We start from the raw sequence: 13,884 nt of genomic DNA on the forward strand, positions 1-13,884 counted from the left end.
ACCTTATTTCTATTCTGCCCATATACCGGAGACCCGCCCATGTCCTCGAATCCTTCTTTCCACTGGCAAGACCCGCTGTTGCTCGACCAGCAGCTCACCGACGAAGAGCGCATGGTGCGCGACGCCGCCGCGGCCTACGCGCAAGACAAGCTGGCGCCGCGCGTGCTGAACGCCTTCCGCAACGAGCAGACCGACCCGAAGATCTTCGCCGAAATGGGCGAACTGGGCCTGCTGGGCGCCACCATTCCCACCGAATACGGCGGCGCCGGGCTGAACTACGTCAGCTACGGCCTGATCGCCCGCGAAGTCGAACGCATCGACTCGGGCTATCGCTCCATGATGAGCGTGCAGTCGTCGCTGGTGATGGTGCCCATTAATGAATTCGGCAGCGAAGCGCAAAAGCAGAAGTACCTGCCCAAGCTGGCCAGCGGCGAGTGGATCGGCTGCTTCGGCCTGACCGAGCCCAACCACGGCTCCGACCCCAACGGCATGGAAACCCGCGCAGTGCTGACCGGCAGCGGCTACAAGCTGTCGGGCAACAAGATGTGGATCACCAACTCGCCCATCGCCGACGTGTTCGTGGTGTGGGCCAAGTGCGTGGGCGGCGACTACGACGGCAAGATCCGCGGCTTCATCCTGGAAAAGGGCATGAAGGGCCTGTCGGCTCCGGCCATCCACGGCAAGGTCGGCCTGCGCGCTTCGATTACCGGCGAAATCGTCATGGACGAAGTCGAAGTCTCGGCCGAGCAGATGTTGCCTGACGTGTCCGGCCTGCGCGGCCCGTTCACCTGCCTGAACTCGGCGCGCTACGGCATTGCCTGGGGTGCGCTGGGCGCGGCCGAAGCCTGCTGGCACACCGCGCGCCAGTACACGCTGGACCGCAAGCAATTCGGCCGCCCGTTGGCCGCCAACCAGCTCATCCAGAAAAAGCTGGCCGACATGCAGACCGAGATCACCCTGGGCCTGCAGGGCTGCCTGCGCCTGGGCCGCATGAAAGACGAAGGCACGGCCGCCGTGGAAATCACGTCGATCATGAAGCGTAATTCGTGCGGCAAGGCGCTGGACATCGCGCGCCTGGCGCGCGACATGCTGGGCGGCAACGGCATTTCCGACGAGTTCGGCGTGGCCCGCCACCTGGTGAACCTGGAAGTGGTCAACACCTACGAAGGCACGCACGACGTGCACGCCCTGATCCTGGGCCGCGCCCAGACGGGCATTCAGGCGTTCAGCTAAGCAGGCGCACAGCGGTCTGTCCCAGGTGTCTGGCTCCCGTCAGGGTGCCTGACACCGTGCATTTGAGACCGCCGCCAAAGACAGCCGCTAAACATGGCGGTGTCAGGCACCTGCGGAGCCCGACACCAGGGTGCGCCGGCACGCCCTGATCCTGCCGCGCCCAGACGGGCATTCAGGCGTTCAGCTAAGCAGGCGCATAGGCGGTCTATCCCAGGTGTCTGGCTCCCGTCAGGGTGCCTGACACCGTGCATTTGAGACCGCCGCCGAAGACAGCCGCCAAAGACAGCCGCTAAACATGGCGGTGTCGGGCACCTGCGGAGCCCGACACCAGGGTGCGCCGGCACGCTGATCCCGCCGCGCCCAGACGGGCATTCAGGCGTTCAGCTAAGCAGGCGCACAGCGGTCTGTCCCAGGTGTCTGGCTCCCGTCAGGGTGCCTGACACCGTGCATTTGAGACCGCCGCCAAAGACAGCCGCCAAAGACAGCCGCCAAACATGGCGGTGTCGGGCACCTGCGGAGCCTGACACCAGGGTGCGCCGGCACGCCCTGATCCTGCCGCGCCCAGACGGGCATTCAGGCGTTCAGCTAAGCAGGCGCATGGGCGGTCTGGCCCAGGTGTCTGGCTCCCGTCAGGGTGCCTGACACCGTGCATTTGAGACCGCCGCCAAAGACAGCCGCCGAAGACAGCCGCCAAACATGGCGGTGTCAGGCACCTGCGGAGCCCGACACTAGAATGCACGCCGGGCGCGGCGTGGCTAGCTGCCCTCGCCCAGGTCGAACAGGCTGGTGGCGTCGAGTTCCAGCACAGCTTCATCGTGCTGGTTCAGCACGATCCAGTTCCACGAAATGATGCCCAGGTCGGCACGCGAGGTCGAGCGGCGCACCGCCTGCACGCGCGCCTCCAGCCGCAGCGAGTCGCCCGGGCGCACCGGCACGCGCCAGCGCACCTCGCCCAGGCCGGGCGAACCGAACGATTCCGAATCGTGCAGGGCGGCGTCGACCGCCATGCGCATGGCCAGGGCACAGGTGTGCCAGCCGCTGGCGATCAACCCGCCCCAGCGCCCCTGCGCGGCGCGCTCGACGTCGGTGTGGAACCATTGCGGATCGTACTGGCGGGCAAAATGCAGCATCTCGGCTTCGGTCACGGTGACCGGGCCTGCGTGGATCAGCATGCCTTCCTTGAATTCTGCGAACTTCATGTCGGCTTCTCGAATGGAAACCGGCGTGCCAGGGCACGCCGGAGCATCTTGCCGCTGCGGGCCGCATGGCGGCGCCGGCGCCGGCTAGTAGGTTTCGAAATGCAGCCGCCCCTCGCGGCGCAACGCAGCATGCAGGATAGTCCAATCCTGGCCCGCTTGCACGACCACGTCGCGCAAGGCGTCCAGCACGCCTGACTCCATACCCTTCAGGCCGCACACATAAATACAGGTGTTGGGGTCGGCCAGCAGGTCCAGCACGTCGGCGGCGCGCTCGCGGATCAGGTCTTGCACGTAGCGGCGCGGCTGCGAGGCGTCACGCGACAGCGCCAGGTTGATGTCGATGAAGTCGCGCGGCAACTTCATCAGCGGGCCGAAGTACGGCAGCTCGCGCTGCGTGCGCGCGCCGAAGAACAGCATCAGCCGTCCGTTGGTGCCGCGCTCGATGCGGCGGCGGCAGCGCTCGGTCATGGCGCGCATGGGGGCCGAGCCGGTGCCGGTGCAGATCATCATCAGGTTGGCGCGCGCGTGATTGGGCATCAGGAACGTGTTGCCGAACGGCCCGATGACCTGCACGGTGTCGTTCTTCGCGAGGTCGCACAGATAGTTCGAGCAGACGCCGCGCGCCGGCTGGCCCTGGTGGTCTTCGGTGACGCGCTTCACGGTCAGCGACAGGTTGTTGTAGCCGGCCCGCTCGCCGTCGCGCGGACTGGCCAGCGAATATTGGCGGGCGTGGTGCGGGCGGCCCTGGGCATCGGTGCCCGGGGGCAGAATGCCGATGGACTGCCCTTCCAGCACCGGAAACGGTACGCTGCCGAATTCCAGCACGATATGGTGGATGTCGCTATCGGTATCCGCGTCGGTAACCCGGTAGTTGCCCACCACCGTGGCAAGAGCCGGCGTCTTGTGCGTGTACAGGTTCACATACGGATGCGCGGCCGACCACGGCGGGATGCTGGCGCCCGGCAGCTGCACCGCCGGCGCATCGGGGGCGCCGGCCGCGGGCATGGCCGCTTCGGTAGCGACGCCATCCGCCGCGCCGGCGCCATCGCTCTGCTGCAAGGGCTTTTCGCCGGGCAGCTCGTCCCAGCCAAATTGCTCTTGCACGCTATACGCTTCGGCGCGCAGCACCAGCCGCCAATTGTCGATCGAGCCGGTGGGGCACGGCGGCACACAGGCCATGCAGCCATTGCAGATGTCCGGGTCCACCACATAGTTGTTGCCGTCGTGCGTGATGGCGTCAATGGGGCAGGTTTCTTCGCACGTATTGCAACGGATGCAGATCTCGGGGTCGATCAGGTGCTGCTTGAGCACTTCGGGCGGCAAGGGGGCGTTCATTGCCGGGCTCCTGTTCCTTAGTTGAAGCGCACGTACTCGAAGTTCACCGGCTGGCGGTTCACGCCCATCACGGGCGGAGCGATCCAGTTGGCGAACTTGCCGGGTTCGGTCACGCGGCCCATCAGCGACGCCACGAAGGCGCGGTCTTGCGCTGTGGGTAGCCACTTGTCGCGGTGGGCCTGCCACTGCGATTCGCTGAGCACTTCGCCTTCGGGCGCAACGCGAATGCCGGCCAGCGTGCCGATCTGGCGGTTGAACGCCTTGTGCGGCACCGACAGGCGAAACGGCAGCCCGCTTTTCTCGATAACCTTGTTCCAGCGCCCCACTCCCGCCATGGAGTCGCGGATGAAATCGTCGCGCAGCACTTCGTTCAGCGCGTTGAGCATGGGCACTTCGATTTCGCGCAGCTTGCCGCCATCCACGCTCAACACGCGATAGGTGTCGTTCTTGAGCTGGTGGTCATCGGCGCGCTTGCCTTCTTCGTAGCGGCCCTTCAGGCCCGAGCTGTAGAAAATGGCCGCGTTGGACGATTGGTCGGCGCCGAACAGGTCGATGGTGACGCTGTAGTGGAAATTCAGGTAGCGCTGGATGGTGGGCAGGTCGATCACGCCGGCGGCCCGCACCGTGGCGGGGTCGTCGGTCTTGAGCTGCTTCATGACTTCGCAGGTGCGCTGGATGATGCGCGACACGCCCGACTCGCCCACGAACATGTGGTGGGCCTCTTCGGTCAGCATGAACTTGGTGGTGCGGGCCAGCGGGTCGAAGCCCGACTCGGCCAGCGCGCACAACTGGAACTTGCCGTCGCGGTCGGTGAAGTAGGTGAACATGTAGAACGCCAGCCAGTCCGGCGTTTTTTCATTGAAGGCGCCCAGGATGCGCGGGTTGTCGGCATCGCCCGAGCTGCGTTCAAGCAGCGCGTCCGCCTCTTCGCGGCCGTCGCGGCCGAAGTAGCGGTGCAGCAGGTACACCATGGCCCACAGATGGCGGCCTTCTTCGACGTTGATCTGGAACAGGTTGCGCAGGTCGTACTGCGACGGCGCGGTCATGCCCAGGTGACGCTGCTGCTCGATCGACGCGGGTTCGGTATCGCCCTGGGTGACGATGATGCGGCGCAGGTTGGCGCGGTGTTCGCCCGGCACGTCCTGCCACACGTCGCGGCCCAGGTTTTCACCGAAATGGATCTTGCGCTGGCCGTCCTGCGGGGCCAGGAAAATACCCCAGCGGTAGTCCGGCATTTTCACGTGGTCGAAATGCGCCCAGCCGTCAGGCTCGACGCTGACGGCGGTGCGCAGGTACACGTCGAAACCGTGCGAGCCGTCGGGCCCCATGTCCTGCCACCATTGCAGGTAGTTGGGCTGCCAGTGTTCCAGCGCGCGCTGCAGGGCGCGGTCGCCGGACAGGTTGACGTTGTTGGGGATCTTTTCGCTGTAGTTGATGCCTGACATGTCTGCTCTCTCGCTCTCTAAGTGGTGGACGGTGAGGTCTACACCCGGTTCCAGTCGAACGTGGCCTGCTCGCCCTTGCCGTACAGCTTCAGGGCGCCCTTTTCGCCCGCGGCGTTGGGGCGGTTGAATATCCAGTTCTGCCAGGCGGTCAGGCGGCCGAAGATGCGCGTTTCCATGGTTTCGCGGCCGCCGAAGCGCAAGTTGGCCTCCAGTCCGGTCAGCGCATCGGGCGACAGGGCGCGCCGCTCTTCCAGCGCCAGGCGCACTTCGTCGTCCCAGTCGATGCTGTCCGGCGCGAAAGTGACCAGGCCCAATTCCAGCGCGCGCGTGGCGGGCAGCAACTGGCCGGCCGCGGCGCGCACGGCTTCGAGCGGCAACGTTTCTTCGTAGAAGCGGCGTTGCAGCCGGCTTTGCCCGTTCACCAGCGGGTAGGCGCCGAAGTTGCGCTCGCCCACCACGATCTGCGCCGGCGCGTCGGCGTCTTCATCGTCCAGCATGTAGATGCGGTCGGCGGCCAGGGCCAGTTCGAACAGCGTGCCGGCAAAGCACGAACCCGGCTCGATCAGGGCGTAGATCGAGCGCGAGGTCACATCCAGGCGCGCCAGCGTGCGGCGCAGCATGCCGGCCGTCTCGCGCACGAACCAGTGGCCGGCGTGCTGCTGCAGGGCCGCGTCGGCGGCCAGCACGGCGGCGATGTCGCCTTCGGTCTTGAATACCCAGGTGCCCAGATCGGGCTCGTTGGTGCGCAGGCTGAGAATGGCGTCGTCGAGCTCGCGCGCCATCTGCAGCGGCCACCAGGCGGCGCCGGCCGCCACGATGGCGTCGATATCCTGCTCTACCGGGGCCTGCGGGCCGCGGATGGTCCAGGTGGCCAGGCGCGCGGCGCGGTCGTACGCCACGTCGACATAGCGGTACGACAGGCGGCTGTCGTTCTCGGCGCGCTCCAGCGGAGTCAGCGCCACCCCTTGCGCCTGGGCAGGACGGTCGCTGGCGGCGGCCAGCTCGGCCGCGCGCGCCAGCACGGCAGCTTCGAACCGGGCCGGCTTGGCCACCTCGTCGACCAGCCGCCAATCTTTGGCGCGCTGGCCGCGCACGCCTTCGACCAGGGTGCAGAAAATATCGGCATGGTCGTGGCGCACCTTGCGCTTGTCGGTGACGCGGGTCAGCCCGCCCGTGCCCGGCAGCACGCCCAGCAGCGGCACTTCGGGCAGCGCCACCGCGGAAGACCGGTCATCCACCAGGAAAATCTCGTCGCAGGCCAGCGCCAGCTCGTAGCCGCCCCCGGCGCAGGCGCCGTTGAGCGCGGCGATGAATTTCAGCCCGCTGTGGCGGCTGGAATCTTCAATGCCGTTGCGGGTTTCGTTCGTGAACTTGCAGAAGTTCACCTTCCAGGCATGCGAGGACAGGCCCAGCATGAAGATATTGGCGCCCGAACAGAAGATGCGGTCTTTCATGCTGGTGACCACCACCGTGCGCACCTCGGGGTGTTCAAAGCGGATGCGCTGCAGGGCATCGTGCAGCTCGATGTCCACGCCCAGGTCGTACGAGTTCAACTTGAGCTTGTAGCCGGGACGCAAGCCGCCGTCTTCGGCCACATCCATGGCCAGCGTGGCGATAGCGCCGTCGAATTTCAGCTTCCAATGCCGGTAGCGGGACGGTTCAGTCTGGAAATCCACGCGGGAGGGGCTGCTCATGATACGGTCTCCTGGCCTTGCGATATGAATAATACTGCATGTGATGAATTAAAGTGCAGATTAATGCACAAAAAAAAGCCCGTCAAGCGGAATATGCAGAAAAGTGCAGGCGGGCGGGCCGGCCCGCCCGCCTAACATTACAGCGGCAGCCCGCAGGCTTTGCGCACCCGCGTGCGCAGGCCGCCGAAACTTTCGGGCAGGCTGAGGCCGCTGGTTTCCCAGGTGAGGTCCGCCTTGGCGTAGAACGCTTCGCGCCCGGCCAGGATGCGCTTCAGGTCGGCCATGGCTTCGCTGTTTCCGGACATGGGCCGGAAATCGCCCTGCGCCATGACGCGCGCCATATGCTCATCGGGCGTGGCGCGCAGCCACACGGTGTAGCAGTGAGTCAGCAGCAGGTTCAACGTGGCCGGCTCGGACACCAGGCCGCCCGGGGTGGCCAGCACCATTTCGGGATAGATCTGCACGGCCTCTTCGAGGGCCCGGCGCTCGTAGCGCCGGTATGCGTTGGGGCCGTACAGGTTGTGGATTTCGAGGATGCTGCAGCCGGCCACCCGTTCGATTTCGCGATTGAGCTCGATGAACGGGTAGCCGAGATCGTCGGCCAGCATCTGCCCCAGCGTGGACTTGCCCGCGCCGCGCAGGCCGATCAGGGCCACCCGCTGGAAGCGGTTGGGGCGCTGCGCCCCGCCGCCCACGCCAAAGAGCTGGACCAGGGCTTCGCGCGCGCGCTGCAGGTCGGATTCGGTGCGGCCGCTGAGCAATTCGCGTATCAACAGCCAGTCGGGCGATTCGGTAGTGACGTCGCCCACCAGTTCGGCCAGGGCGCAGTTGAATGCCTTGGCAATCTGCAGCAGCACCAGGATCGAGGCATTGCCCACGCCGTGCTCCAGGTTGGCCAGGTGCCGCTCGGACACGCCGGTGGCCTGCGACAGGCTTTTACGGGTCATGCCGCGGATGGCGCGCAGGCGCCGCACGCGCTCACCCAGGGCGACCAGGAACGGCTCCCGGCGCGATTCCGGCGATTCCTTGTCTAGCGCTTGGTTCATTGCTGTTCGGACTCCGAGTAAACCCTGATTTTCGCGATTTTATGCACTATAGTGCTTGACCTTGAAAGTGTGAAGCACTATTTTTCTGTTCATAAGACCTGAAGTGCGTACACGCGACAGAAAAAAGCAATGTATTGCATGTACGCCCTCAGTGCGCCGACAGTGTAAAGGACGAGACCCGCATGACTACGCCTGCATCCTTCCACCATTTGATGCGCCGCATTACCGCCCCCATCGCCGGGCTGCCGCTCGATGCCGCCTTGCAAGAACGCCTTAATCGCCAGGCGGGGCCCGGCAGCGCGCTCTACCACGACGTGTTCGCCGCCTGCCGGCAGGGAGTAGCCGAGGGCTGGATGTGCGCCCGGGAAGGCGGCGGCATCCGCTACGGCCGGGTGATCAAGGCCGACGAGGGTCTGGACGGGTTTTCGGTGGACGTGGTGGATATGAACAGCCTGGCCGGCCCGCACCATGCGCACCCTCGGGGCGAAATCGACCTGATCATGCCGCTGGACGACGCCGCGCGCTTCGATGGCCACGGCGCGGGCTGGCTGGTGTACGGCCCGGACACCGCGCACTCGCCCACCGTAACGGGCGGCCAGGCGCTGGTGTTGTACTTGCTGCCGGAGGGCGCCATTGAGTTCACGCGCACTGAATCCATGCGCACTGAATCCATGCGCACTGAATCCACTCGTACTGATTCCATCCGTACATGACGCGCCAGGACGCCGACATGCTCGAACTCGTCAATTTCGTGGCCGGCCGCCGCGTGTCCGGCACCGGCCCCGGCACGGTGCTGCGCGACCCGCTTTCGGGCGAGCCGCTGGCCCGCGCGGACAGCACGGGGCTGGACCTGCCCGGCGCCTACGCATGGGCCCGCCAGCACGGCGGCGCGGCGCTGCGCGCCCTGTCGTACGCCGAACGGGCGGCACTGCTGGCGCGCGTGGCCGAGGTGCTGCAGGCCAACCGCGACAAGTACTACGAGATCGCGCTGCGCAATGCCGGCACTGTGCGCCAGGACTCGGCAATCGACATCGAGGGCGGCATCTATACCTTGTCTTATTACGCGAAGCTGGGCGCGAAGCTTGAGGGACAGGCGTTCCGCCCTGATGGCGAGCAGGTCTCGCTGGCGCGCGACGACGCCTATGCCGTGCGGCATATTGCCGTGCCGGCGCGCGGGCTGGCGCTGCTGATCAATGCGTTTAACTTTCCGTCGTGGGGGCTGTGGGAAAAAGCCGCGCCCGCGCTGCTCTCGGGCGTGCCTGTAGTGGCCAAGCCCGCCACGGCCACGGCCTGGCTGGCCCATGAAATGGTGGCCGACTTGCTGGCGGCCCAGGTATTGCCCGAAGGCGCGCTGAGCCTGGTGTGCGGCGCGTCCGCCGGCCTGCTGGATGCGCTGGCGCCGGGCGACGTGCTGTCGTTCACCGGGTCGGCGGATACCGCCGCCCTGCTGCGCGCCCATCCACGGGTGGCGCGCGATGCCCTGCGCATGAATGCCGAGACCGACAGCCTGAACTGCGCCCTGCTTGGGCCCGATGCGGCCGCGGGCGGCGCCGCGTTCGATGCGCTCGTGCACGAGGCGGTGCGCGAGATAACCGTTAAGTCGGGCCAGAAATGCACCGCCATTCGCCGCATCCTGGTGCCGCAAGCGGCCTATCAACGCATGGCCGACGCCATCGCCAGCCGATTGGCTGCCGTGACGGTGGGCAACCCGCGCAACGCCGACGTGCGCATGGGCTCGCTGGTTGGCCGCGCCCAGCACGACGACGTGCAGGCCGGCATCCAGGCGCTGCGCGCCGGCAGCCAGGTGCTGTTCGACGGCGGCCAGGTGCGCCTGCTGGACGCCGACCCCGCCGTGGCGGCCTGCGTGGCGCCCTGGCTGCTGGGCTCGCCCGACCCGGACAACCACCCCCTGGCGCACGACCGCGAAGTGTTCGGCCCCCTCGCCACCCTGATGCCCTACCGCGACGCCGCCCATGCCTATGCCCTGGCGCGGCGCGGACAGGGTTCGCTGGTGGCCTCGGTGTACAGCGACGACTCGGCGTTCCTCGCGCGCAGCGCGCTGGAGCTGGCCGACAGCCATGGCCGGGTACACCTGGTCAGCCCGGAGGCCGCCAGAACACATACCGGCCATGGCAACGTAATGCCCCAGTCGCTGCACGGCGGCCCCGGGCGCGCGGGCGGCGGCGAAGAACTGGGCGGCCTGCGCGCCCTGGCGCTGTACCACCGCCGCGCGGCCATCCAGGGCGCTCCCGCGCGACTGCGGGGGTTGGCCGACGCCGCCGGCGCCACCTGAGCCGGGCCTGCCCCGCACATACATAGAACAACGGAGAGAGACCATGTCCCCCTGCCCCACCGAGCTGAATTTCGCCAGCCATCTGGCCGCGCTGAATGCGCCGCGGGCCGCCAAGCTGGCCTACATCGACGACACGCGCCGCCTGACCTACGGCGAGCTGGCCGAACGGGTGGCCCGCTGCGCCGGCGCGCTGCGCCAGATGGGCCTGCGCCGCGAAGAACGCGTGTTGCTGCTGATGCATGACAGCGTCGACTGGCCGGTCACCTTCCTGGGCGCGTTGCATGCCGGCGTGGTGCCGGTGGCGATCAACACGCTGCTGACGCCGGACGATTACGCGTACATTGCCAGCCACAGCCGCGCGCGCGCCGCCATCGTATCCGGGACGCTGGTCGATACGCTGCAGGCGGCGCTGGCCAAGGGGCCGCACGAAATCGAGCACATCGTGGTGGCGCAGCCCGCGGGCCCCCTGCCCGCCCAGGCGCGGGAGTTCGATAGCCTGCTGGCCGGCGCGCCGCTGATGCCGGCGGTTCGCACCCTGGCCGACGAGATCGCCTTCTGGCTGTATTCGTCGGGCTCCACCGGCAAGCCCAAAGGCGTGGTGCACACCCATGGCAACCTGTGGCACACGGTAGAGCTGTATGCCAAGCCGGTGCTGGGCATACGCGAAGACGACGTGGTGTTCTCGGCCGCCAAGCTGTTCTTCGCCTACGGCCTGGGCAACGGCCTGAGCTTTCCGTTGTCGGTGGGCGCCACGGTGGTGGTAATGGGCGAGCGCCCCACGCCGCAGGCGGTGTTCAAGCGCCTGACCGAGCACCGGCCTTCGGTGTTCTACGGCGTGCCAACCCTGTACGCCAGCATGCTGGCCAGCCCCGACCTTCCGGCGCGCGAGCAGGTGGCGCTGCGGGTCTGTACCTCGGCCGGCGAAGCGCTGCCGCGCGACATCGGCGAACGCTTTACGCGCCATTTCGGCTGCGAGATCCTGGATGGCATCGGCTCGACCGAGATGCTGCACATTTTCCTGTCCAACCAGCCCGGCCAGCTGCGCTACGGCACCACCGGCAAGCCGGTGCCCGGCTACGAAGTGCAACTGCGCGACGACGAAGGCCGGCCGGTGCCGCCCAATGCAATCGGCGACCTCTACATCAAGGGGCCGAGCGCCGCGCTGATGTACTGGAACAACCGCGATAAAACGCGCCAGTGCTTCCAGGGCGAATGGCTGAAAAGCGGCGACAAATACCAGTGCGACGCCGACGGCTACTACACCTATGCCGGCCGCAGCGACGACATGATCAAGGTCAGCGGCCAGTACGTTTCGCCGGTGGAAGTGGAGAACGTGCTGATCCAGCACGAAGCGGTGCTGGAAGCCGCGGTGATAGGCGTGCCCGACCACGATGGCCTGGTCAAGACCAAGGCCTATGTGGTGTTGCGGCCGGGCTTCCAGCCCGATGCCGGCACCGGCGCGGCGCTGCAAAGCTACGTGAAGCAGCACCTGGCGCCGTTCAAGTACCCGCGCCAGATCAATTTCACCGACGAGCTGCCCAAGACCGCCACCGGCAAGATCCAGCGGTTCCGTCTGCGGCAGATGGAAGAAGCCTCGCTATGACGACCGCCATTTCCGCCGCCGTGCCCGCCTGGGCCGACCTGCGCGCGCTGGGCCGCGAGATGCGGCTGGAGTGCCAGTGGATCGCGCCCGACCGGCACAACGCGCCGCTGCTGGTGTTCCTGCACGAGGGCCTGGGTTCGGTCGCCATGTGGAAAGACTGGCCGCGGCGCGTCTGCGACGCGGCCGGCTGCCGCGGGCTGGTGTATTCGCGTTACGGCTATGGCCAGTCCACCGCGCGGCCGGCCGGCGAGAAATGGCCGGTGACCTTCATGCACGACCAGGCGCGCGAGGTGCTGCCCGCGCTCTTCGCCACGCTGGGCGTCGACGCCACGCGCGACCGCCCGGTGCTGTTCGGCCACAGCGACGGCGGCTCGATCGCCCTGCTGTACGCCGCCATGTATCCGCAGGCGGTGGCCGGCGTGGTGGCCGCGGCGCCGCACATACTCGTGGAAGACATTTCGGTCGCGAGCATCGGGCAGGCGCGCCGCGCCTACCTGGACACCGACCTGCCGGCGCGGCTGGGCCGTTATCACGCCGACGCCGACTCCGCGTTCTGGGGCTGGAACGATATCTGGCTGGACCCGGCATTCCGCGCCTGGGATATTCGCGACTATCTGCCGGACGTGCGGTGCCCGGTGCTGGCGTTGCAAGGGCTGGACGACGAATACGGCACGCTGGAACAGATACGCGGCATCCGCCGGGCCGCGCCGCAGACGCGCCTGCTCGAGATTCCCGACTGTGGCCATTCGCCGCACAAAGACCAGCCCGATGTCGTGATCGCGGCCGTCGCCGATTTCGTCGGCGGCCTGCACAAGCCAGGCTGAGCCACGCGCCAGCCGACAATAACCAGGAGACAGACCATGCACCACGTCCTGAACCGCGCCCTGCTCGCCGGCGCCCTGGCGCTCGCCGCGGGCACCGCCACAGCGGCCGACAAAATCAAAGTGGGTTTCATGCTGCCCTACAGCGGCACCTATGCCGCGCTGGGCGCCGCCATCGAGAACGGCTTCAAGCTGTATGTGGCGGAACAAGGCGGCAAGCTGGGCGGGCGCGAGCTGGAATACTTCAAGGTCGATGACGAATCCAACCCGGCCAAGGCCTCGGAAAACGCCAACCGCCTGATCAAGCGCGACCAGGTCGACGTGCTGGTGGGCACCGTGCATTCGGGCGTGGCCATGGCGCTGGCCAAGGCAGCCAAAGGCAGCGACACCACGCTGTTCGTCACCAACGCGGGGGCCGACGCCATCACCGGCCCGATGTGCGGGACAGGCATCTTCCGCACATCGTTCTCGAACTGGCAGCCGGGCTACGCCATGGGGCCGGTGGCAGCCGCCAAGGGCCATAAGACCGCCGTCACCATCACCTGGAAGTACGCGGCGGGCGAGGAACAGATGAAGGGATTCCACGAAGGCTTCGAGAAGGCGGGCGGCAAGATCGTGAAAGACCTGACCCTGCCCTTCCCGAACGTGGAGTTCCAGTCGCTGCTGACCGAGATCGCATCGCTCAAGCCCGACATGGTGTTCGCGTTTTTCGCGGGCGGCGGCGCTGTGAAATTCGTCCAGGACTACCATGCCTCGGGGCTGGGCAAGACCATTCCGCTGTACGGCACCGGCTTCCTGACCGACGGCACGTTGAAGGCGCAAGGCGACGCCGCGCAGGGTCTGCTGACCACGCTGCACTATGCCGACGGCCTGGGCACGCCGCGCGACCAGGCGTTCCGCGCCGCCTACAGCAAGGCCTACGACAACATGCAGCCCGACGTGTACGCCGTGCAAGGCTACGATGCGGCGCAACTGATGCAGGCGGGGCTGCAGGCCGTGCAGGGCAATATCGACGACAAGGCCAAGTTCCGCGCGGCCATGCGCGGCGCCACGATCGACAGCCCGCGCGGCAAGTTCACCCTGTCGGCCGCCGGCAACCCGGTGCAGGACATCTACCTGCGTCAGGTCGCGGGCCTGGAAAACAAGATGATCGAGGTGGCGGTGCCGAAGCTGGCCGACCCGGCGCGCGGCTGCAAGCTCTGACCCGCGCCGCCA

Annotated in this window: 11 protein-coding genes; 6 read left to right on the forward strand and 5 right to left on the reverse strand. The window is 67.1% G+C overall.

The window, feature by feature from the left end; translation table 11 throughout:
- The first annotated feature begins 39 nt into the window (after nt 1-39).
- On the forward strand, nt 40-1,233 hold the full coding sequence (locus tag BPET_RS18115; protein WP_012250465.1) for an acyl-CoA dehydrogenase: 1,194 nt from the start codon (nt 40-42) through the stop codon (nt 1,231-1,233).
- A gap of 755 nt (nt 1,234-1,988) precedes the next feature.
- Here the strand turns inward: BPET_RS18115 and BPET_RS18120 are convergent.
- The 5 genes from BPET_RS18120 to BPET_RS18140 all read right to left on the reverse strand — a co-directional run bounded on the left by BPET_RS18120 (nt 1,989) and on the right by BPET_RS18140 (nt 7,952).
- Nucleotides 1,989-2,432 carry a MaoC family dehydratase gene (locus BPET_RS18120; RefSeq protein ID WP_012250466.1) on the reverse strand — a complete coding sequence of 148 codons (444 nt, stop codon included), beginning with the start codon at nt 2,430-2,432 and terminating at the stop codon, nt 1,989-1,991.
- Nucleotides 2,433-2,516: 84 nt separating this feature from the next.
- Nucleotides 2,517-3,767, reverse strand: a complete 1,251-nt coding sequence (gene boxA, locus BPET_RS18125) for a benzoyl-CoA 2,3-epoxidase subunit BoxA (RefSeq protein ID WP_012250467.1) — start codon at nt 3,765-3,767, stop codon at nt 2,517-2,519.
- Nucleotides 3,768-3,784: 17 nt separating this feature from the next.
- The gene (gene boxB, locus BPET_RS18130; protein WP_012250468.1) at nt 3,785-5,212 is read right to left on the reverse strand and encodes a benzoyl-CoA 2,3-epoxidase subunit BoxB; all 1,428 of its coding nucleotides are present in this window, start codon (nt 5,210-5,212) and stop codon (nt 3,785-3,787) included.
- A gap of 38 nt (nt 5,213-5,250) precedes the next feature.
- On the reverse strand, nt 5,251-6,906 hold the full coding sequence (boxC, locus tag BPET_RS18135; RefSeq protein WP_012250469.1) for a 2,3-epoxybenzoyl-CoA dihydrolase: 1,656 nt from the start codon (nt 6,904-6,906) through the stop codon (nt 5,251-5,253).
- A 137-nt stretch (nt 6,907-7,043) separates the two neighbouring features.
- On the reverse strand, nt 7,044-7,952 hold the full coding sequence (locus tag BPET_RS18140; protein ID WP_012250470.1) for a helix-turn-helix transcriptional regulator: 909 nt from the start codon (nt 7,950-7,952) through the stop codon (nt 7,044-7,046).
- A 182-nt stretch (nt 7,953-8,134) separates the two neighbouring features.
- On the opposite strand from BPET_RS18140, the gene BPET_RS18145 reads away from it, so the two are divergent.
- From BPET_RS18145 to BPET_RS18165, 5 genes are read left to right on the forward strand one after another with little or no spacing between them, the layout of a single operon-like run.
- The gene (locus BPET_RS18145; RefSeq protein ID WP_012250471.1) at nt 8,135-8,665 is read left to right on the forward strand and encodes a DUF4863 family protein; all 531 of its coding nucleotides are present in this window, start codon (nt 8,135-8,137) and stop codon (nt 8,663-8,665) included.
- Nucleotides 8,662-10,245 (forward strand): 3,4-dehydroadipyl-CoA semialdehyde dehydrogenase, encoded by a 1,584-nt coding sequence (locus tag BPET_RS18150; protein ID WP_012250472.1) that lies wholly within the window; start codon nt 8,662-8,664, stop codon nt 10,243-10,245. Before BPET_RS18145 ends, BPET_RS18150 begins: the two co-directional genes overlap by 4 nt.
- A gap of 43 nt (nt 10,246-10,288) precedes the next feature.
- Nucleotides 10,289-11,848: a benzoate-CoA ligase family protein gene (locus BPET_RS18155; RefSeq protein ID WP_012250473.1), complete on the forward strand. Its 1,560-nt coding sequence runs from the start codon at nt 10,289-10,291 to the stop codon at nt 11,846-11,848.
- Entirely contained in the window at nt 11,845-12,672 is an 828-nt protein-coding gene (locus tag BPET_RS18160; protein WP_012250474.1) for an alpha/beta fold hydrolase, read from the forward strand. The genes BPET_RS18155 and BPET_RS18160 overlap by 4 nt, the downstream gene beginning before the upstream one ends.
- A gap of 36 nt (nt 12,673-12,708) precedes the next feature.
- Entirely contained in the window at nt 12,709-13,872 is a 1,164-nt protein-coding gene (locus tag BPET_RS18165) for an ABC transporter substrate-binding protein (protein ID WP_012250475.1), read from the forward strand.
- Nucleotides 13,873-13,884 lie beyond the last annotated feature (12 nt).

It is taken from the genome of Bordetella petrii (genome assembly GCF_000067205.1).
Taxonomy (GTDB): domain Bacteria; phylum Pseudomonadota; class Gammaproteobacteria; order Burkholderiales; family Burkholderiaceae_B; genus Bordetella_A; species Bordetella_A petrii.

Excerpts from the sequence above, each read along its gene's own strand:
- BPET_RS18115 (WP_012250465.1), top strand. The coding sequence starts at position 40 with ATGTCCTCGAATCCTTCTTTCCACTGGCAAGACCCGCTGTTGCTCGAC.
- BPET_RS18120 (WP_012250466.1), bottom strand. The coding sequence starts at position 2,432 with ATGAAGTTCGCAGAATTCAAGGAAGGCATGCTGATCCACGCAGGCCCG.
- boxA (WP_012250467.1), bottom strand. The coding sequence starts at position 3,767 with ATGAACGCCCCCTTGCCGCCCGAAGTGCTCAAGCAGCACCTGATCGAC.
- boxB (WP_012250468.1), bottom strand. The coding sequence starts at position 5,212 with ATGTCAGGCATCAACTACAGCGAAAAGATCCCCAACAACGTCAACCTG.
- boxC (WP_012250469.1), bottom strand. The coding sequence starts at position 6,906 with ATGAGCAGCCCCTCCCGCGTGGATTTCCAGACTGAACCGTCCCGCTAC.
- BPET_RS18140 (WP_012250470.1), bottom strand. The coding sequence starts at position 7,952 with ATGAACCAAGCGCTAGACAAGGAATCGCCGGAATCGCGCCGGGAGCCG.
- BPET_RS18145 (WP_012250471.1), top strand. The coding sequence starts at position 8,135 with ATGACTACGCCTGCATCCTTCCACCATTTGATGCGCCGCATTACCGCC.
- BPET_RS18150 (WP_012250472.1), top strand. The coding sequence starts at position 8,662 with ATGACGCGCCAGGACGCCGACATGCTCGAACTCGTCAATTTCGTGGCC.
- BPET_RS18155 (WP_012250473.1), top strand. The coding sequence starts at position 10,289 with ATGTCCCCCTGCCCCACCGAGCTGAATTTCGCCAGCCATCTGGCCGCG.
- BPET_RS18160 (WP_012250474.1), top strand. The coding sequence starts at position 11,845 with ATGACGACCGCCATTTCCGCCGCCGTGCCCGCCTGGGCCGACCTGCGC.
- BPET_RS18165 (WP_012250475.1), top strand. The coding sequence starts at position 12,709 with ATGCACCACGTCCTGAACCGCGCCCTGCTCGCCGGCGCCCTGGCGCTC.